At 45.0% G+C, this 19,141-nt stretch carries 13 protein-coding genes and 1 tRNA gene; 10 read left to right on the top strand and 4 right to left on the bottom strand.

All coding sequences use genetic code 11. The features are described from left to right. Positions 1-29: 29 nt before the first annotated feature. On the bottom strand, positions 30-2,075 hold the full coding sequence (locus tag JMX03_RS07395) for a histidine kinase (RefSeq protein WP_201595740.1): 2,046 nt from the start codon (positions 2,073-2,075) through the stop codon (positions 30-32). A 351-nt stretch (positions 2,076-2,426) separates the two neighbouring features. Between JMX03_RS07395 and JMX03_RS07390 the strand changes: the two genes are divergently transcribed. From JMX03_RS07390 to truC, 10 genes are all read left to right on the top strand, one after another. Continuing rightward, positions 2,427-3,806 (top strand): NarK family nitrate/nitrite MFS transporter, encoded by a 1,380-nt coding sequence (locus JMX03_RS07390; RefSeq protein WP_201595737.1) that lies wholly within the window; start codon positions 2,427-2,429, stop codon positions 3,804-3,806. A 407-nt stretch (positions 3,807-4,213) separates the two neighbouring features. Further along, a complete protein-coding gene (locus tag JMX03_RS07385) occupies positions 4,214-7,972 on the top strand; it encodes a nitrate reductase subunit alpha (RefSeq protein WP_201595734.1) in 3,759 nt (1,252 codons plus the stop codon). Positions 7,973-8,008: 36 nt separating this feature from the next. Next, positions 8,009-9,547, top strand: a complete 1,539-nt coding sequence (narH, locus tag JMX03_RS07380; RefSeq protein WP_201595731.1) for a nitrate reductase subunit beta — start codon at positions 8,009-8,011, stop codon at positions 9,545-9,547. A 34-nt stretch (positions 9,548-9,581) separates the two neighbouring features. Further along, entirely contained in the window at positions 9,582-10,415 is an 834-nt protein-coding gene (gene narJ, locus JMX03_RS07375) for a nitrate reductase molybdenum cofactor assembly chaperone (RefSeq protein WP_227695916.1), read from the top strand. Positions 10,416-10,426: 11 nt separating this feature from the next. Further along, positions 10,427-11,152: a respiratory nitrate reductase subunit gamma gene (narI, locus tag JMX03_RS07370; protein WP_201595725.1), complete on the top strand. Its 726-nt coding sequence runs from the start codon at positions 10,427-10,429 to the stop codon at positions 11,150-11,152. 263 nt (positions 11,153-11,415) lie between these two features. After that, positions 11,416-12,615 carry a globin domain-containing protein gene (locus JMX03_RS07365; RefSeq protein WP_201595722.1) on the top strand — a complete coding sequence of 400 codons (1,200 nt, stop codon included), beginning with the start codon at positions 11,416-11,418 and terminating at the stop codon, positions 12,613-12,615. A 219-nt stretch (positions 12,616-12,834) separates the two neighbouring features. Then, entirely contained in the window at positions 12,835-13,872 is a 1,038-nt protein-coding gene (locus JMX03_RS07360; protein WP_201595719.1) for a peptidylprolyl isomerase, read from the top strand. Positions 13,873-13,939: 67 nt separating this feature from the next. Next, complete coding sequence (locus JMX03_RS07355; RefSeq protein ID WP_201595717.1) at positions 13,940-15,235, top strand: molybdopterin molybdotransferase MoeA; 1,296 nt, start codon at positions 13,940-13,942, stop codon at positions 15,233-15,235. Positions 15,236-15,794: 559 nt separating this feature from the next. Further along, positions 15,795-16,073: a peptidylprolyl isomerase PpiC gene (ppiC, locus tag JMX03_RS07350; RefSeq protein ID WP_201595714.1), complete on the top strand. Its 279-nt coding sequence runs from the start codon at positions 15,795-15,797 to the stop codon at positions 16,071-16,073. 122 nt (positions 16,074-16,195) lie between these two features. Further along, complete coding sequence (gene truC / locus JMX03_RS07345; protein WP_201595711.1) at positions 16,196-16,954, top strand: tRNA pseudouridine(65) synthase TruC; 759 nt, start codon at positions 16,196-16,198, stop codon at positions 16,952-16,954. A 232-nt stretch (positions 16,955-17,186) separates the two neighbouring features. On the opposite strand, the gene JMX03_RS07340 is transcribed toward truC, so the two are convergent. The 3 genes from JMX03_RS07340 to JMX03_RS07330 all read right to left on the bottom strand — a co-directional run bounded on the left by JMX03_RS07340 (position 17,187) and on the right by JMX03_RS07330 (position 18,760). Then, positions 17,187-17,262: transfer RNA gene (locus JMX03_RS07340), tRNA-Arg, on the bottom strand. 73 nt (positions 17,263-17,335) lie between these two features. Beyond that, complete coding sequence (locus JMX03_RS07335; protein WP_201595708.1) at positions 17,336-18,154, bottom strand: hypothetical protein; 819 nt, start codon at positions 18,152-18,154, stop codon at positions 17,336-17,338. Between the two features lie 93 nt (positions 18,155-18,247). Beyond that, positions 18,248-18,760 carry a hypothetical protein gene (locus tag JMX03_RS07330; protein WP_201595705.1) on the bottom strand — a complete coding sequence of 171 codons (513 nt, stop codon included), beginning with the start codon at positions 18,758-18,760 and terminating at the stop codon, positions 18,248-18,250. Positions 18,761-19,141 lie beyond the last annotated feature (381 nt).

The following is a 19,141-nucleotide window of genomic DNA, read 5'->3' as shown; positions in this document are numbered from 1 at the left end:
CAAATTAAGTGCTTTCAATCTCTGAACCTTTAAATGGATTCTTTGTTGGCACTACCAGTGGTTTGTAGAGTCGTGTAGTCATTAAAAAAATTAGGGGTAAAGAGGGTAGTGACTATCGTGCCAGTAGGCTCGTTGTCCGATAAAGTCACATTCCCTCCTAAATGGCGGGCGCGCTCTTGCATAATCATTAAGCCATGATGCTGAGACTGATCAACGCTACCTGAGATACCAATGCCGTCATCGATGATCTGCATAACAATGTGCTCGTTTGTCTCATCATAACCCAGCTCGATGGCGACGTTTGTGGCTTGAGCATGTCTGCTGATATTTGACAGCGCTTCTCGTGTGATTTGAATCAAGTTCACCTGCTCATTGGCATTTAAGTTGAGCGTCATCACTTTGTTATTGACGACAACCTCAAAGTTGCCCTTCGCAGCGAACTCGTTGGCAGCCTCGTGCAGGGCGTCATCGAAGTTATCACTATCAATGGTCAGACGGAAAGTGACTAGCAGGTCTCTTAGCTGTTGATAAGCCGAATTAAGACCTGCTTTTATTTGCTCGATATGCTGCGAGATATTGGTCGCGCACTCTTGGTCAGAGACATTCCTTAGGTGCCTTTCTAGGACACTGACTTGAATCTTGAGATAAGACAACGACTGCGCTAGAGAGTCATGTAGCTCTCTTGCGATAGTAGAACGCTCTTCAAATAAAATGAGCTGATGCTCCTGCTGTCTTTGTTTACGCAGAGATAGGGCGGTGCTGATCAGGTTAGTGAGCGCGACGATAAGCTCGCTATTCTCCGTATCTAGATAAGTACTATCAATCTCTATGGTTTTAATGCGCTGTGAGGGCGATACAGACTTTTTATCATCCTTTGACTTATTAACACCTGACGTAGAGCTGCTCATCAGCAAGATAGACTTAGGTCTCACCTTTAACTCGCCAAACTCATCATTCAGATGAGTGATCGGGTAAGTTTGAGTGTAGATGTCTTCTTTGATTGAGCAGTTGTCACAGTTGAGCTTGCTACATAGCTCTTTCATTTTGTCATCGTGGAGAGCGATAGAGTCTTTATTGTGGAGGGCGTTATTTTGTAGACATAAAGTGAAGTCTAAATGCGGAAAAATATTACCGAAGTCGGTGATGAGGCTATCCAGCTTATGTAGGCTTACTTTGCTGGTCGTTAGATGCTTAGAGAAGTCATAAAATAGCGATAGCACTTCGTTGGCTTTGACTAAGTGCTGAGTTTTTGTGTTTACCTCACTCTTAAGTGAGTGCTTATAAGTCTCAATGGTACTAGCCATATCATTGAAAGACTCCCCCAATGCATTGAACTCTCCATAGCCTGTGATAGACACTCTGGTATCGTGCTTACCTTGTCTAAACTGACGGTTGGCTTGGATTAGCTGTTGTACGGGTATCAATACATTTCTGCGCAGCTTATGCATACCAATCAACAAAATGATGATAGTCAGGATGATCGACGCGACTTGCAGCGACTGCTGCCAAGTCTGGCGCTGCTCGTTCCTATGCTGCAACTCACTGACAAAGCTGTCCACATCTTCAATATATTGAGAGGAAAAAGTATAAAAACCTTGCTTATCTTGCGCCAACAAAGCAGGTTTTAAATTGCTTAGCCACTGCGATTCAATCCTTTCAAACTGGTTATTGATGACGTCATGTTGGTTGGCATAATTTAACTGATATTCACGCAAGCTTGCCAGCCTGTTTTCCATATCCTCAACCAAAGACAGTACGATGGCAGACTTGCTTTGGTCGCTATTGTTATTATTACCTTGAGTGGAGCCTTGGTTTCGACTCGCGCTATCATCAGCTGCAAGACCCATGTCCAAACCTGCAATATAGTCATCATCAAAATCATTTGCCAGCTGAAAGTTGATGCGATACGTCGCCATGCGTATCGAGCCTGCGCTGTTGATGGCTTGCGCATCTGCTTGTGATACCCATGCCAGCATGCCACTACTCAACGCCGAAAGCAGGCACAAGGCAGAGATGGCAAAGACCGCAGCCCAAGCACGCAGTGGTAGTGAGTGTCGTAATATTCGGTTCATCATTAATTAAGATACACCTATCAATAGGACGGGTTTTGAGAGACGACAGCTTTCAGTACTTGAGAGTATGAATTTAAATGTACTCCTATCGATGCGGAGTCCGTCATCAATATACCCCTTTAAGCCATCAGTATACCACTATGTATTAATACTCATAATAATGAAAACAAAGTACCGTAAGTCATTGCTCTAAGACATCAATGAGTCATAAAGCAGAGAGGCAATCGTAATACGTAGCTTATCAGGATAAGCCCCCGATGGTCACTGCGTTGTTATAGCTGCTTAGCATGATAAGTTGATGATATAAAAATACCAATCATAACCAAGCATAGACGATACTAAGTGAGGAATAACATGGGCAGTAAATACAATGTAAAAGGCGGCAAGCTCATTACTGATTGGCGGCCTGAAGTAGAAGAGTTTTGGGAAGGAGGTGGTAACAAAGTCGCCAATCGCAACTTGTGGGTCTCGATACCTGCACTGTTACTTGCCTTTGCCGTGTGGATGGTATGGAGTGCAGTCATTGTAAACCTACCAGAGATTGGCTTTGCGTTTGATGATGGTCAACTGTTTTGGCTAGCGGCGCTGCCTGGATTGACAGGCGCGACGCTGCGCATATTTTACTCTTTTATGGTGCCGATATTTGGTGGCAGACGTTGGACAGCGATATCTACGGCCTCGTTATTAATCCCAGCATTATGGATGGGTTTTGCGGTACAAAACCCCGAAACCCCCTTCAGTGTCTTTGCCATTATTGCGCTGTTATGCGGCTTGGGTGGCGCTAACTTCTCATCGTCGATGTCCAACATCTCCTTCTTTTATCCTAAAGCCAAACAAGGCACAGCACTTGGTCTCAACGCCGGACTTGGTAACCTAGGCGTGTCAGTCATGCAGTTTGTGGTGCCTGTAGTCATTGGCCTTGGCATATTTGGTGCATTGGGCGGCGCGCCTCAAATAACGGCAGCGGGAAAAGAGCTTTATCTGCAAAATGCTGGCTTTATTTGGGTGCCGTTTATTGTGTTTATATCTGTCGCTGCATGGTTCATGATGAATGACATCTCATCTGCCAAAGCGTCTTTTAAAGACCAGTCGGTTATCTTTAAGCGTAAGCACAACTGGATCATGTGTATCCTTTATATGGCTACTTTTGGCTCGTTTATTGGGTTTTCAGCGGCATTTCCGATGCTGATCAAAAGCTCTTTTCCTGAAATCAATGCGCTGAAGTTTGCCTTTTTAGGCCCGTTAGTAGGCGCGTTGTTTCGTCCATTAGGTGGTTGGATCGCTGATAAAGTAGGCGGCGCTAGAGTGACCTTTTGGAACTATATCGTCATGGTATTAGCAGTCATGTCGGTGATGTACTTCTTACCTAGTGAAAGCCATGCAGGCAGCTTTGGTGGTTATTTCATCTCCTTTATGGTGCTGTTCATTACCACAGGCATTGGTAACGGCTCTACCTTTAGTATGATACCTGTTATTTTTAAGACTTTTTTAGAGCGGCTTAAGCCTAGTAAGGTTGGTACTGAAGAGCTGTTTGTCGAGATACGAAAAGAGTCTGCTGCTGTGGTTGGCTTTACCGCTGCCATTGCTGCGTATGGTGCATTCTTTGTGCCGAAGATGTTTGGCTCAGGCTTAGGGGTGAATGGGACGTTCATCGCATTAATCGTCTTTTATATTCTCTGTATCGTTTTGACTTGGTGGTATTACAGCCGCGGTAACGCTGAGATTCCATGCTAAATCCATTATTCTAAAAGAGGGTATGGTCCAAAACATCCTGCTTAAAAGTTTCAAAAGTGCTACTTGCTGAGGTGAGTCGCACTTTTTTTTGTTTGTTTGCGAGGTGCTGAGCTATCAAAAACGAGCGCTGTTGGATGTTTTCAATATATTTGGTTGGGTTTTTGACTGGAGTGTTTTTACCAAAAGTATATTTTTGACTACTACTTAGGGGGTAGTGCTCTGCTCATGTTAGATGATAGTAAGACTATCGCCGCTTATTTAGAATGATGATATCGAAACAGTATTAAACAAAGCAGCATTAATTAAAGCAATATTTACAGCTTTTCGGCACACAGTAGAGACTCTGTATTCGTCTTTATACGCCCAGCTCTAAATACACCCTAGGTCACAAAATAGAGGATAGCAAAATGAGTCATTTACTCGACCAATTCCGCTTTTTTAAACGCAAAAAAGGAGAGTTCGCCGATGGGCATGGCGAGACGCGTGATGAATCTCGTGAGTGGGAAAACTCCTATCGCAGCCGCTGGCAGTATGACAAGGTGGTGCGCTCGACCCATGGTGTCAACTGTACTGGCTCTTGCTCATGGAAGATCTATGTCAAAAACGGCCTAGTTACTTGGGAAACTCAGCAAACAGACTATCCAGAAACCCGTCCAGACCTGCCAAACCATGAGCCACGTGGCTGTCCTCGCGGCGCAAGCTATAGCTGGTATATGTACTCTGCCAACCGCGTCAAGTACCCAAAAGTGCGCAAGCCGTTATTGAAACTATGGCGCGAAGCCAAAGGACAATATCCAGATCCTGTAGATGCATGGGGCAGTATCGTCGAAGATCCTGTCAAAGCAGAGCAATATAAGTCTAAGCGCGGTCTGGGCGGATTTATCCGTTCGACGTGGGCTGAGGTGAATGAAATCATCGCTGCTAGTAACGTCTATACCGCCAAGACTTTTGGTCCTGACCGTATTATTGGGTTTTCTCCTATTCCTGCGATGTCGATGGTGAGCTATGCAGCTGGTAGTCGTTATCTGTCGCTTATCGGCGGTACTTGCTTGTCTTTTTATGACTGGTATTGCGACTTGCCACCAGCCTCGCCAATGGTTTGGGGCGAGCAAACAGACGTGCCAGAATCAGCCGATTGGTACAATTCTGACTACATCATTGCTTGGGGCTCTAACGTTCCGCAAACGCGTACACCAGATGCGCATTTCTTCACCGAAGTGCGCTATAAAGGTACTAAGACAGTCTCTATCACGCCTGACTACGCGGAAGTGTCTAAGCTTACCGACTTATGGCTAAACCCAAAGCAAGGTACTGATGCGGCTGTTGCGCAAGCGTTTTGTCACGTCATTATCAAAGAGTTTTATCTCAAGCAGCCAAGCGACTATTTCTTAGATTATGCTAAGCGTTATACCGATCTACCTATTTTGGTCATGTTAGAGGGTGAAGAAGGCGCGCGCCGTGCTGGTCGCTATCTACGTGCTTCTGACTTGGTGGAAGATTTGGGTCAAGAAAATAACCCAGAATGGAAAACCATCGGACTTAACCATGATGGTGAGCTCGTATCGCCACTTGGCTCTATCGGTTATCGCTGGGGAGAGAAGGGCAAGTGGAACCTAGAAAGCAAGAACGGTACCACAGGCGCAGAGATTGATCTGACGCTCACGCTAAAAGACAGCGGCGAGACTTGCGTAGTCGGCTTTGACTACTTTGGTCATGTCGATCATCCGCACTTCACCTCAGTACCAGGCGAACCAATTCAACAAAAAACGGTTCCTTGTAAAACCATACAACTGGCTGATGGCACGACCGCTATCGTCGCGACCGTATTTGACTTAACGGTTGCCAACCTTGGGGTCGATAATGGCGTTGGTGGCGAGCATGCCACTGATGATTATAATGATGCTACCGTGCCAGGTACCCCTGCATGGCAAGAAGTGATCACAGGTGTTAGCCGTGAGCGCATCATCCAAGTCGCGCGTGAGTTCGCTGAAAACGCCCATAAGACGCATGGCAAATCCATGATCATCATTGGCGCGGGCATGAACCACTGGTATCACCTCGATATGAACTATCGCGGTGTCATCAACATGCTGATGCTGTGCGGCTGTATCGGCAAGTCAGGTGGCGGCTGGGCGCATTATGTTGGCCAAGAAAAACTACGTCCACAGACGGGCTGGTTGCCATTAGCATTTGCGCTTGATTGGCATCGTCCGCCACGTCATATGAATGGTACGAGCTTTTTCTATAATCATAGCTCACAGTGGCGTCATGAGAGTATCTCTGCCCACGACATACTATCGCCACTCGTTGATAAAAAGTTCTTCCCTGAGCATATGCTTGATTACAACATTCAAGCAGAGCGTGCAGGTTGGTTGCCATCGGCGCCGCAGCTGAACCGTAACCCACTGACCATCGCTGCTGAAGCGAAGAAAAGTGGCAAGGATGTAGAAGAGTATGTAGTGGACTCGCTACATGAAGGCAGCTTACGCTTCGCTTGTGAGTCACCAGACAACCCTGCGAACTTCCCTCGTAATATGTTTATCTGGCGCTCAAACCTATTGGGCTCATCGGGTAAAGGTCATGAGTATATGCTGCATTATTTCTTGGGCACCAAAAACGGCCTATTGAATGATGAGAACCCTGCAGGTCACTTGCAACCAAAAGAAGTGGATTGGGTAGAAAAAGGCCCAACCGGCAAGCTGGACTTGGTTGTCACCTTAGACTTCCGTATGTCATCGACCTGTCTGTACTCTGACATCGTGCTGCCAACGGCAACATGGTACGAAAAAGATGACATGAATACCTCAGACATGCATCCGTTTATTCACCCATTAACCGCAGCGACTGACCCTGCATGGGAATCCAAAACGGATTGGGAGATTTATAAAGGCATCGCCAAGAGCTTCTCTGAAGTCTCAAAAGGTCACTTAGGGGTTGAGACGGATGTCGTCACCCTACCGATGCAACATGACACCCCAGGCGAGCTTGCACAGCCGTTTGGTGGTACCGACTGGAAAACAGCGGGTGAAAAACCAGTACCTGGTAAAAACTGTCCAATGATCAAGGTCATTGAGCGTGACTATCCGAGCACTTATAAGAAGTTCACCTCGCTTGGCCCTGCCTTAGAAAAACTAGGCAATGGCTCAAAAGGTTTGAATTGGGATATGAAAACTGAGGTCAAGCAGTTAGGCGACCTTAACTACCGTGTCACTGATCCTGGTGTTTCTGAAGGACGCCCGCAGATTAGCACCGCCGTTCATGCCTCTGAGACTATCTTGATGCTGGCTCCTGAGACCAATGGTCATGTCGCAGTCAAAGGATGGGCAGCACTGTCTGAGTTTACAGGTCGCGACCATACCCATCTTGCGGTATCTAGCGAGCATGTGAAGATTCGCTTTAAAGACATCGTCGCGCAGCCACGCAAGATCATCTCTAGCCCAACGTGGTCAGGTATTGAGTCTGATGAGGTAAGCTATAACGCGGGTTATACCAACGTCCATGAGCTGATCCCTTGGCGTACGATTACTGGCCGCCAGCAGTTTTATCAAGATCACCCTTGGATGCAGGCATTCGGTGAGCAGATGCAGCAGTATCGTCCACCAATTGATACCAAAACCACTGATATTGTCGAAAACGTCAAGCCTAATGGTAATAAAGAGATCGTACTGAACTTCTTAACGCCGCACCAAAAATGGGGCATCCACAGTACTTACTCCGAAAACCTATTGATGTTGACGCTCAGTCGCGGTGGCCCTTGTGTTTGGATGTCAGAAGTCGATGCCCAAAAAGCAGGCATCGTCGATAATGACTGGATTGAGCTGTTCAATGCCAACGGTGCTATCACCGCTCGCGCTGTCGTCAGTCAGCGGGTCAAAGAAGGCATGGTGATGATGTACCACGCGCAAGAAAAGCTGGTCAACATTCCAGGCTCTGAGCAGACAGGCACTCGCGGCGGTATCCATAACTCGGTGACACGTACTATCCTTAAGCCGACCCATATGATTGGTAGCTACGCGCAGCAGTCTTATGGCTTTAACTACTATGGCACCGTGGGTTGTAACCGTGATGAGTTTGTCGTGATCCGTAAGATGTCAAAAATCGACTGGTTAGAAGACAAGCCAGATAACGCATTACCACGTCCATTGCCAACCAGCATTGATGGGTAAAGGCATTTTCTCTACTAATATTCGGAGCACAGATCCATGAAAATTCGTTCACAAGTAGGCATGGTGCTAAACCTTGATAAATGTATCGGTTGTCACACCTGCTCAGTCACCTGCAAAAACGTTTGGACCAGCCGTGAAGGCATGGAATATGCGTGGTTCAACAACGTTGAATCCAAGCCAGGTATCGGCTATCCCAAAGAGTGGGAAAACCAAACCAAATGGAAGGGCGGTTGGATACGTAATGCCAACGGCAGCATAAACCCGCGCATCGGTGGTAAATTCAGAGTGTTGGCAAATATCTTTGCCAACCCTGATTTGCCAGAGATTGATGACTATTATGAGCCGTTTGATTTTGACTATCAGCATCTACATACCGCGCCTATCAGTAACCACCAGCCTATCGCGCGCCCACGCTCTGCGATCACCGGCAAGCGTATGCAAAAGATTGAGTGGGGTCCGAACTGGGAAGAAATCCTAGGGTCGGAGTTTGAAAAGCGCCGTAAAGATAAGAACTTTGATGATATCCAAGCGGATATTTATGGGCAGTACGAAAACACATTTATGATGTATCTGCCTCGTCTTTGCGAGCATTGCTTGAACCCTACCTGTGTGGCGTCATGCCCTAGTGGGGCGATCTATAAGCGTGAAGAAGACGGCATCGTACTGATTGATCAAGACAAATGTCGCGGCTGGCGTATGTGTATCTCAGGCTGCCCGTACAAAAAGATCTACTACAACTGGAAGTCGGGCAAGTCGGAAAAATGTACTTTTTGTTACCCACGTATTGAAGCTGGCCTGCCAACCGTCTGTTCTGAGACTTGTGTCGGTCGTATCCGCTATCTAGGCGTGCTGCTCTATGATGCGGACAAAATCGCCGAAGCAGCCAGTACTCCAAATGAGCAGGATCTCTATCAGGCGCAGTTGGATGTGTTTTTAGATCCGAATGACCCTGTCGTGATCGCACAAGCGTTAAAAGACGGCGTGCCGCAGTCGGTGATTGATTCAGCCCAGCGCTCACCTGTCTACAAGCTAGCGATGGACTGGAAACTGGCACTGCCGCTACATCCTGAATATCGCACCTTGCCAATGGTTTGGTATGTACCGCCATTGTCACCGATTCAGAATGCGGCCGAAGCTGGCAAAGTCGGTATGGACGGCTTGATTCCAGATGTAGACAGCTTACGTATTCCACTGCGTTATCTTGCCAATATGCTCACAGCAGGCGATGAAGAGCCAGTACGTTTGGCACTAAAGCGTCTACTTGCTATGCGTAGCTACAAGCGTATGCAACTGGTCGAAAAGCAAGAGGTACAAAGCATCTTGGATGAAGTTGGTCTGACCAAACACCAAGTAGAAGAGATGTATCGTTATTTGGCCATTGCCAACTTTGAAGATCGCTTTGTCATCCCAACGGCGCATCGTGAAGAGGCGTTAAGTGATGCCTTTGCAGAGCGTAATGGCTGTGGTTTTAGTTTCGGTGAAGGCTGTTCGGGACATTCTGACAACAGTATGTTTGGACAACGCAAAGCCAACCGTCGTGATTTTATTGACACTGTACAAAAGTGGGAGTCGTAAGATGCAAGCTACTCAGTTACATAATCCTCAGTCTATGAACAGCGTAGTAAACGAGCCTACTGCTCCTGCTACTATCGGACCCTCGGAGCTTAAGCTATTAAAGGTGTTGAGCTTACTCATAGACTATCCAAGTAATGAGCTGTTTACTGGCGACACGCTCGCTGATTGTGCACAGATTGTGGCGACATCGACTTTGATTAGCCCAGACGTGCGCGCGCAGATCATCGACTTGATTGAAGACTTAATAGAGACAGGCTCTCTTGAAGCGCAAGCGCGCTATGATGGTCTGTTTGAGCGTGGTCGTTCTTTATCGCTTTGGTTGTTTGAGCATGTCCATGGTGAGTCTCGCGACCGCGGGCAAGCCATGGTCGATTTGATGAATCAATACTCCGATGCTGGGTTTGACATTAGTATCAAAGAGCTGCCAGATTATCTGCCTTTATATTTAGAGTTTTTGGCCTATCAAGCGACCGTCATTAACGATGATATTCAGATTCGTATGGATATTGCTGATGTGAGTCATATCATTGCTTTATTAGCGGCAAGGCTTGTCGATCGCGGCAGTGTCTATCAGGGCTGCTTCAATGCGCTACTGCAGATTGCTGGCAAGCCGCTCGATGTGGTGGAGGAGTATCAAGAAAAAGTCAGTAAAGAGAAGCGTGATGACAGCTTTGATGCCTTAGATAAAGAATGGGAAGAAGAAGTCGTCACCTTCTTAGATGCGCAACAAGAAGAGCGCTGCCCCTCACAGACGAGTACCCTAAATCTTGCTGCGAAAGCTGGCGTTAATAAGTCTGCAGCAAATATGGTTGATGCCCCTGTGCATTGGGTCGATTTTAAAACCAACCAGCCGGTCAAACAGTCATAAGGAGAAAGGACATGAATATTGCAGATCCTGGTGTACAGTCTTTAGCCAATCTAAATTGGCTGCAGATATTCCTTTTTGGCGTCTATCCCTATATTGCATTGGCTATCGCTATTGTTGGTACTTGGGTACGTTTTGATTTATCTCAGTATTCGTGGAAGACAGGCTCTACCCAGATGCTAAGAACCAAAAACATGCGCTGGGCAAGCAACCTGTTCCATGTTGGTATCATTGTGGTGCTTTTGGGACATCTATTCGGTATGTTAACCCCACACTTTTTGTATGACAGATTCATCAGTGCAGGGAACAAACAAATCTTAGCAGTCGTGGTCGGTGGTATCGCAGGCGTGTTCTGCTGGATTGGATTGGCGATGCTACTGTGGCGACGCTTCACTGACGATCGTATCTCTAATACCTCGTCTTTTTCGGACAAGATGGTACTGGTACTGTTATTTGTGCAGCTGAACTTAGGTTTGATATCCATCTTTACCTCTGTGCAGCATTTAGATGGTTATACGATGATGAACTTAGCGGGCTGGGCACAGGATATTACTATCTTAAGACCATGGCATGCAGCAGCACGTATCGAGCAAGCGGACTTGATTTATCAGCTGCATATAGTCCTAGGTATTACTCTTATCATGATTTTCCCATTCACACGACTGATTCATATCATTAGTGCGCCAGTTTGGTACTCTGGTCGCCGCTATCAGATCGTTAGACAAAAGAAATCACAGTAAGACAATAGTGACAGAAACACTGGTAATAGAAATAGTCACAACAGTGATACAGCATTGAAGTTCTGAGGGGGATACCATAAGGTTCATTTAAAATGAATCTTATGGTAATATTCTGATTGTTCAACTTATGAAAGTTTAATGACTGCCTAAAAAGTCCAATCGAGGTTGCTAGCAGTAGTCGTACTTTAACCTAAGCCCTGAACTTAAATATTTAATAAAGATTCCCTAACTTATCAATGTGATGATTCACTAAGAGAGACATAATGGCCTCACCAAAAACCATAGAAATCGTAAAAGCAACGGTACCTGTACTTGAAGAGCATGGGACGGCGATTACCACCGTGTTTTATCAAAATATGTTTGACGAGCATCCTGAGCTGTTAGACATATTTAATGAGACCAATCAAAAGCTAGGTCGTCAACAGACTGCCTTGGCGATGACGGTGTTAGCGGCTGCCAAGCATCTAGAAAACCTAGCGACTTTATTGCCGCAAGTCACCCAAATCAGCCATAAACATCGTGCCCTACAAATCTTGCCAGAGCATTATCCTATCGTTGGCAAGCATCTACTTGGCGCTATCAAACAAGTGCTAGGAGAGGCAGCTAATGACGACATCATCGATGCTTGGACCGAAGCTTATGATGAAATAGCGGACGTCTTTATTCAGCTAGAAAAGGGCATGTATGAGCAGGAGATGTGGCAAGGTTTTGTCCCTTTCACAGTCACTGAAAAAGTCGCAGTCGCCACTGATATTGCCGCCTTTACCGTAGTACCAGCGGATACTGATGCAGAAAACACCCAAAACATCGACCTGAGTAAACTCACTTTAACAGCAGGTCAATATATCACGGTAAAAACAGATCCAAAGGACAGTGATCATCTGGCATTACGTCATTATTCTTTATGCTCAACCAATACGGATAAAGGCATTCAGTTTGCGGTCAGACGCGACAACCGTAATGAACACCACGGCTTAGTCTCTAACCACTTACATGACGATTTGGAAGTAGGCGACACGGTTTTATTATCCGCACCTGCTGGCGACTTTGCCCTCAATCAAGATCTGGTCAAACAAAACGAGATTCCGATAGTATTTATCAGCGCTGGGGTCGGGGTAACGCCTATTTTATCGATGTTAGAAGCGCAGGTGACTGCCAATCCACAACGACCTATCGTTTGGGTTTATGCGTGCCAAAACGAACAGCATCATGCCTTTGATAGTCAGGTGAATCAGCTCTTAGAATCTGCAACCACGTTAGAGAAGCATGTTTTCTATTTTGAATCAGGGCAAATACTGGATGAAGCTTGGCTAGCGAACTTACCAATGCCTGCCGATATATATGTCTGTGGTTCGATGCCGTTTATGGAAAGCATTATCGATGGCTTGATGAGATTGGATCACGGTCTTGATAGCGTTCATTATGAGCCGTTTGGCCCTAAGATGAGCTTGGAGCTGTCTTAGTATTTAGTACTGACAACCTGTCAGTGAATAATAACAATAAAGCGGCACTGAGAGAGCTTATTAAACAGCTGGCTTATTAAAAAAGCTAAGTTGCATGATTATTAAGGTTTTAAGTGCTGCTTTATTTTATACATTTATCGTCAATCAAAGTTTTAATAGTATTTTTATATTTCTATCATATTCTTATTTATTACACGCACTTTTAGTGGAGTATCAGCCATGACCGTCAGTACCTATAATCCAGCAGACCATACAAATAGCAGTATCAACGGTAATAACTCTCATAACCACGCCGCTCATACTTCTACTACAACCAACAATATTCCCATGAGTAATGGTGATGATATCGTGCGTATCATGCCGACACTGGCGGATCTAAAAAAGCCGCACTCTGATCAAGAATTCATCGAAAAAGCGATGGCAGAAGAGCGTAGCAATCATAAGAACCTCATCGCCTCTAGCCGAGATGAGCTGCCTTCTGTCTTCGTCAATGGCGTCATGATCGATAGAACGGCTATCGCGCAAGAGCTGCAGTATCACCCAGCCGCCAATAAAGAAGACGCGGTGTTTTTGGCGACTCAAGCACTGGTGGTACGTGAATTATTAAGACTGGCTGTGCTGGATGAGCCAAGCCTTGGCGAGGCTGCATGGGACAAAGATGAAGAGCAAGCGATCTCTGCGCTAATAGACAAAAACGTTCAAGCGACAATACCTGATATGGCAACGTGCGAGCGCTACTATCAGCAAAATATGGCTGACTTCAAAACAGACCCTATTATGACGGTTCGCCATATATTATTAGCCTGTCCACCCGAAGATGGTGATGAAAGACTAAAGCTCAAAAAGAGCGCTTACGAATTTATTGAACAGATTAAAAACGACTCAAACCCAAATGCTGAGTTTATTCAATTGGCACAGCAATACTCTGCTTGTCCTTCAAAAGAACAAGGCGGCGAATTAGGGATTGTGAGTAAAGGACAAACCGTGCCAGAGTTTGAAGGTACTTTGTTTAAGTTGGATACAGGGCTTGCGCCTAGTCCCATCGAAAGCAGATATGGTTTTCACGTCGTCGATGTACTGGATAAAAAACCAGGAATACAAATGACTTACGAGCAAGTCAGCCCAGCCATACACAACAAGCTCAGCCAACAAGCCTTTCATCAGTCACTGTGCGATTATCTGTTTACCTTAGCAGATGAAGCAGACATAGAAGGTATTGAGATGACGCTTGAGCAAGAAAATGTATTCCGTGGATAGGGAGTTTATATGAGCGTATCTCTTTTGAGGTACGTTTGCTGATGGTCAATCAAAAGAGTATACGTTTATGATTACTGTTGAACAGTTACGGTCTGCAATCATGCAGCGAGTAAATAGCTATAATCAAAATGACTTTCCAATAGCTAAAAGGCCAGTGAGTAATTCTAATTTGTCGGACAGCCTTAACCAGATATTGGCCGAATACATTATTTCATCATTTCCTGTGCCCAGAGAGAATATATCTGCAATGGATGGCTATGCTATTGCCCATAAAACTGATCTGCCAAAAGGCGGTATCATTGAGATCGTTGGAGAGTCACAAGCAGGCGATCCTTATACCGGAACCCTCAAAGCAGGCCAAGGCATCCGTATCTTCACTGGAGCTGTCGTACCAGATAGCTGTGATACGGTTGTCATGCAAGAAAACACTAATTTTGCTTATATCAAAGACAGTATCGATAAAACCGAGCCTTATGACATTATTTTGTCAAAGGCGGCAGAGACAGATGCGAACATTCGTAAGCAAGGAGAAGAGATACAGCAAAACGAACTGGTGCTACAGCAAGGTAAGCGTATCAACCCAGCTGATATCAGCTTACTTGCTAACCTTGGTATCAGCAAAGTAAAAGTGTTCAAGCCGCTCACAGTGGGGCTGCTGACAACTGGAGATGAACTGGTCGCGCTTGGTGATAAGCTAAAAAGCTCAGCACAAATATATAACTCAAACACACCAACGCTCAAAAGCTTGTTAGCGCCATTGCCAATCGTCATTAATGACTACGGCATCATTGCTGATGACAAAGATCAAATCACCAAAGTGGTCACTAAGGCCATGCAGAAATGCGATGTATTAATCTCAACCGCTGGTGTCTCGGTCGGAGATTATGATTATTTGACCACGGTAGTGGAGCAGTTGGGCCAAATAAATCATTATAAAGTAGCGATGAAACCCGGCAAACCTTTCGTGTTTGGTGAGCTGAGCCAAAAAGTTGAGGTGCCTGTTTTATACTTTGGTTTACCAGGTAATCCGTTATCAACGGTAGTGGGCGCTCTACAGTTTGTGATTCCAGCATTATGGAGAATGTCTGGCGCTGCTATACAAGAGCAACCCATGCAGCTGACTCTCGCGGCTACACTTACCAATGACATCACAAAATCAGTCGGTCGTACGGACTTTCAAAGAGGAATACTGTCAAAGGCTGAAGATGGTAGCTACCAAGTTGAGTGCTGTTTCAGCCAGCAGTCGCATCGGATAAAACAGCTTAGCCGCGCCAACTGTTTTATAGTATTGGCTCAAGAGAGTGGTAATGTCACATCAGGCAGCACAGTGACTGTGCAGCCATTTCCATGGTTACATATTTAATCGCTTGATTTAACGATATGTCTAGGCTGCGTCTGATTTATATCTTTGTCATAAAGGCGTAGAGAGATTTTAACAACACCACATTGATACCGATGCGTACCAAAAACCCCTTATAGGCCAAGTGCCATAAGGGGTTTTTGCTATATATGATGGTGCGTCCACCAAGAATAGACGATAGTCTGTCAAATAAAGGTTTTCATCAATTTTAAATTTCTATGTCGTTATGGTGGTTGCTCTACTATTATAGTGAGTCATAAATAAAAAGAGTACAGCTTTTACGGCGTGCTACTGGTATAAATTTTCTTTGCTTGCTGTGCGACTGCGTCACTCCAGAGGCTGCATGAAATTCATCCCAGTAGCACTGTATTTATTTTATAGTGGATCGACTATGAAAACAGGGATGTATTGATTATAAAGATATTACTTCTATCTGTATTTCTTGATAACGACAGTATCCCAAATGACTTTTGAACAAGTAGCGCATACAAGTGAGGTTAGTAACCAAAGCAAGTAGTGATATAATGCCGCGATAATCGATAATATATGAAAGGTTTACATTATGGCTCGTACCGCTAGCGCATTACACATTTTAGTAAAAGACAAAGAGATGGCCGAAGACATTATTGCCAAGCTCAAAAAAGGCGCGCAGTTTGATGTGCTGGCAAAAAAGCACTCAACCTGCCCATCAGGTAAAAAGGGCGGTAGCTTAGGTGAGTTTACAAAAGGTCAGATGGTACCGGCATTTGATAAAGTCTGCTTTAACGGCGAACTATTCACCCCACACTTAGTGAAAACCAAATTTGGCTGGCATGTGGTTAAGGTGCTTTACAGAACGTAAGCGTTGAAATCGGAGTTTTGTAGATTTCTTGGCACGATATGATGAAAAGGGTATATCAAAGATAGTAGATACATAGTTATAGGATTCAAAGTCAAGCTATCTAAAGTAAGGGCATTAAAAACATGGACATCGAAAGCGGCACCGCTAACCAAATAGACATTATCTATGAAGATGAGTTTCTGGTGGCGATTAACAAAGAAGCCGGTCTCTTGGTGCATCGCAGTTGGCTGGATAAAGGCGAGACGCGCTTTGCCTTGCAACTCACCCGTGATGCAGTCGGGTGCCATGTATTTCCAGTGCATAGGTTAGACAGGCCGACATCGGGCGTGTTGTTGTTTGCCAAGAGCTCAGCTGTGGCGCGCAGCCTTACCGAGGCTTTTGCGGAACACAAGGTTACCAAGCAGTATTTAGCCGTGGTGCGTGGCTATATGGCAGAGCAAGGAGTCGTTGATTATGCGTTGAGCTTTAAGCCCGATGCCATCGCCGATAAGTTTGCTGACTTGGACAAACCCGCTAAAGAGGCAGTGACTCATTGGCAGAGCTTAGCACAAGTTGAGCTGCCATTTGCAGTGTCAAAAAAGCATGATACCAGCCGCTATAGTCTGGTGCGCTTAACACCTAAGACTGGGCGCAAGCATCAGCTGCGTCGGCACATGAGACATGTATTCCATCACATCGTGGGTGATACAAGCTACGGAGACGGACAGCACAATCGATTTTTTCGTAGTCAGTATGGTTGCACGCGTATGCTGCTGCATGCCCAGAGTTTAGCGCTTAGTCATCCGATCACTGGTGAGCCATTATTGCTAAAAGCAGGATTAGACGATCAATGGATGCGCATTTTGGAAGCGTTCTCTTGGGTAGATAGCGCTAAAGGTTAGGCAATGTCAGGTTTAGCATTTATCTGAGAAGGTCATATCATTTGAACATTCACTTACTCGCAAAACTATTTCTCCAAGTATTATTCCACATAGCATGTTCACATAATGCACAAAGTCAATTATCTTTCGCACACATATAAAGTATATCAGCTGCTATCTCAACAGACACCTAATAAAAAACCCTTGTAGTATAAGACTTACAAGGGATTTCTGGGGTTATTCATATATTAACTGGTGCGCTTACAGGGACTCGAACCCCGATCGATCGCTTAGGAGGCAACTGCTCTATCCTGTTGAGCTATAAGCGCATTGTGGGGTGACATTGTAGAAAAAAGCAGTCATAAAAGCAACTAATAAAACCCAAATAGATAAGGTTTGTATTTATTCGCCATTACTGAGCGCGTCGGCAACTTCTACTGAGCTTTCATTTTCTGTTGGTTGTGCACGTGAGGTGGGATTGAACAAATCATCAAGAGTGTTTCTATAGCCTTCAATATTGCCACAGTCATACTGTTTCAAGATATCTTGTCCCATGCTTGATAGCAAAAAGTTTCGAAAGCTGACTGCAGCAGGGTTATCTGTCACTATGACACCATCTACTGCTTGAGTGCCTTTGAGAGCATAGCTAAAGGACATCAATTTACGCGCCTGTGTATTGTCACTTTGAACAGATGCCTCGCTGGCTTCATCATCGCCGGTCATGTTATCTGCTACGACATCGTCTTGTGCTAGGCTATTGATAGTATCAGAATTATTATTAATTTCATTCTGAGCATCATTTAGTAGATTCTGTAGCGGCGACAAGCGCTCTTCAGGCAATATATCATTGGCCAAGATAATGTCGGTGTTGACAGCGTATTTAGAAGGCAGACTGTTAGAAGTGTCTGGCAAGGTCATCAAGCGATAAGTGGGAACGTAGTGAGCGATGACTTGCACATTTGAATGACGGGCCTCAAAATAGCCGATGACATCATCCAGAGCGGTCTTTAGATCGTCCTCTGCTTGTAGGTGCAATACATCAGTAGCAACCTTCTCCGTATTCTCTTCACTGTCGATAGTTTCTTCACGAGTTTCGTTAAATGAAATTGGCATTGGGTCTATATTCTTGCGATTGTTGCTCCATAGCCAAGCAAAAATACCAATAAAGATGATCAGTATTAGCAAAACTAGCATGGCTAGTAGGAACTTATGGTCTTTCATGATGCAAGGCTCATTTATTGGGGTCTGTTGAACATTCAAATATTAGGGCTGTTGGTTTGTTATATATAAATTGCTCTGATTACTATTGTTAAATCAGCGGTGACGATTGAGCACGTCATTGGTTAAGTCTGCGAGCATATCGGCAAAGACATCAGTTTCTGCAGAAGAGGAAGAGGGGTTGTTAGTATTATTAATAGTGTCATTTGTCTCGTTTTTTACCGAGATTTTTGCAGCCTTGTCATCTGAGCTGGGTATTGTGGTGGTTGATTGGTGAGCAGCCAATGGCGACTTGCCAGCATTCAGTAGCTCTTTTAGCCATTCAAAACCATGAAATGCCCACCATGACTCAAAGCGCGGAAGTGTACTACCACGTACTGCGGCGGGCAAGTTTAAAGTGCGCAGCTTTTGCGCCAATATAGGATCAGCGATGGCTTGATTGCTACTTAGGTACAGCGTATTGATGTCGCCATCATACGGTTGGCGACGCTGCCAAGCGGCGTAATCAATTTTCATGCGAGGCAATTGCCACAGCTCACCGCGAAAGTAAACGACATAACGTCGTCTTTCGGGATTCACAAAAATAGCATCTATGGGACGCAGTGGCATAAATTAGGTTATCTCGTTATTGCAAGGTTAATTGTTACAAGGTTAAAGACATGGTGGCCAAGCTAGTAGCTACTAAAATTGGTAAATATATGACTTTTGGATAATAAATGATAATAGCAAAATCAAAACTAAGACAAGGCGACACTGGTTGTCGTAAGTGCTGCTGGTATCTCGGTAGTGTGCTAGTAAATTGAAGGTATCAGTGGCACACTATCTGCAACAATTAATTGTCTTGTATGCAGCCTATCATTCAACGCAGTCATCTTAGCAGAAATATATAATAGGTACGACAGCTAAACATGAATTCATGAGGTTGTGCTTTTCTCTTCTCGCGCCTATACATCGTTTTTTAGCATTTGATGACGTATTATGCTGTACTTG

This window comes from Psychrobacter fulvigenes (genome assembly GCF_904846155.1).
In the GTDB taxonomy this organism is placed as follows: domain Bacteria; phylum Pseudomonadota; class Gammaproteobacteria; order Pseudomonadales; family Moraxellaceae; genus Psychrobacter; species Psychrobacter fulvigenes.
The sequence above is the reverse complement of the archived record's forward strand: the minus strand, read 5'-3'. Positions and strand labels throughout refer to the sequence as shown.

Bases quoted from the DNA above. Each gene is read 5' to 3' on its own strand.
- JMX03_RS07365 (WP_201595722.1), top strand. From the start codon at position 11,416: ATGGCCTCACCAAAAACCATAGAAATCGTAAAAGCAACGGTACCTGTA.
- narH (WP_201595731.1), top strand. From the start codon at position 8,009: ATGAAAATTCGTTCACAAGTAGGCATGGTGCTAAACCTTGATAAATGT.
- JMX03_RS07385 (WP_201595734.1), top strand. From the start codon at position 4,214: ATGAGTCATTTACTCGACCAATTCCGCTTTTTTAAACGCAAAAAAGGA.
- ppiC (WP_201595714.1), top strand. From the start codon at position 15,795: ATGGCTCGTACCGCTAGCGCATTACACATTTTAGTAAAAGACAAAGAG.
- truC (WP_201595711.1), top strand. From the start codon at position 16,196: ATGGACATCGAAAGCGGCACCGCTAACCAAATAGACATTATCTATGAA.
- JMX03_RS07355 (WP_201595717.1), top strand. From the start codon at position 13,940: ATGATTACTGTTGAACAGTTACGGTCTGCAATCATGCAGCGAGTAAAT.
- JMX03_RS07335 (WP_201595708.1), bottom strand. From the start codon at position 18,154: ATGAAAGACCATAAGTTCCTACTAGCCATGCTAGTTTTGCTAATACTG.
- JMX03_RS07390 (WP_201595737.1), top strand. From the start codon at position 2,427: ATGGGCAGTAAATACAATGTAAAAGGCGGCAAGCTCATTACTGATTGG.
- JMX03_RS07395 (WP_201595740.1), bottom strand. From the start codon at position 2,075: ATGATGAACCGAATATTACGACACTCACTACCACTGCGTGCTTGGGCT.
- JMX03_RS07360 (WP_201595719.1), top strand. From the start codon at position 12,835: ATGACCGTCAGTACCTATAATCCAGCAGACCATACAAATAGCAGTATC.
- JMX03_RS07330 (WP_201595705.1), bottom strand. From the start codon at position 18,760: ATGCCACTGCGTCCCATAGATGCTATTTTTGTGAATCCCGAAAGACGA.
- narJ (WP_227695916.1), top strand. From the start codon at position 9,582: ATGAACAGCGTAGTAAACGAGCCTACTGCTCCTGCTACTATCGGACCC.
- narI (WP_201595725.1), top strand. From the start codon at position 10,427: ATGAATATTGCAGATCCTGGTGTACAGTCTTTAGCCAATCTAAATTGG.